General features: G+C 34.9%; 1 protein-coding gene. It reads left to right on the forward strand.

The window, feature by feature from the left end; all coding sequences use genetic code 11:
* Positions 1 to 104 precede the first annotated feature (104 nt).
* The coding region (locus V7659_RS09170; protein WP_335539596.1) for a PLP-dependent aminotransferase family protein at positions 105 to 1267 on the forward strand (1163 nt) is incomplete at its 3' end.

Raw genomic sequence — 1267 nt, forward strand, 5'->3', positions numbered from 1 at the left:
AAATTTAACAGAGCCAAAAATTAAAGATTACTTCTGATTTAAACAAATAAAGGAAGACAATAATTTGAATATAAACAAATTAAAGATAATAAGGAATGTATTATATGGATTGGAAAGCAGATCGAACATCAAAAAAAGCTATATATAAACAACTGGCAGAATATATCGAAAACGGAATTGCGAATGGTACTTTTCCCCCTGATAAACCATTGCCTTCTGAGAGAACCTTAGCTAAAGATCTCAATATTAATAGAAGTACAGTTGTGGCTGCATATGATGAATTGCAGTCAAATGGGCTAATTCAAAGAATTAGAGGAAGCGGTACAACTATAAGTAAAGATATTTGGGGAATTACCAAGAAACGTATTCCTTCCTGGAACAGGTATATTGAAGCAGGATCCTTTTTACCTAACTTGCCTGTAACCCAGAGGATCAGGAAAGAAGCCGTAGAACATAAGTTAATTAATCTAGCTAGCGGAGAACTTTCAGAGGATCTATTTCCATTGAAATACTTAAGGGAGATTACCTCTTCTCGGTCGTTTATTGGAAGCTTAGGTTATGATCATCCGCAAGGAAATGCAATATTACGAGAAACCATTGCAAAGCATGTTAAGCAATATCGAAAAATAGAAACGAATCCTTCATCCATCTTAATAACATCTGGGGCACAACAAGCATTACACTTAGTGGTTCAATGTCTATTAAAACAAGGTGATGCAGTTGCATTGGAAGATCCCTCTTACAACTATAATCTTCCAATATTTAAATCAGCAGGACTGAGACCTTATTACATTCCTGTAAACCATGATGGAATCAACCCGGATGACATACTTTCCTTGCATAAAAAGCATCGAATACGAATGATATTCCTGAATCCTTCTTTTCAAAATCCAACGGGTGCACTATTTAGTGAAAAGAAACGGAAAGCGATTCTTGAAATATCTTCAGAACATGGGATCCCCGTTGTTGAAGATGACCCTTACAGTTTAACATCCTTTACAGGGGAAAAGGTCTCTACTTTAAAATCAATGGATGTCAATGGAAATGTTTTATATATAAGTTCTTTATCAAAGATCGTTGCTTCAGGATTAAGGATTGGTTGGATCATAGGCCCAACCTCTGTTATTGAAAGACTCTCAGATGCGAAACAGCAAATCGATTTTGGTCATGCAAGTTTTACACAGTGGATAGCAAATGATTTTATAGAATCCGAGAATTTTCAATATCATATTGCAAATTTAAACAAACAATTAGAAAAAAGAAGAGA

Origin of the sequence: Neobacillus drentensis (assembly GCF_036966985.1) — a bacterium.
GTDB classification, from domain to species: domain Bacteria; phylum Bacillota; class Bacilli; order Bacillales; family Cytobacillaceae; genus Neobacillus; species Neobacillus drentensis_E.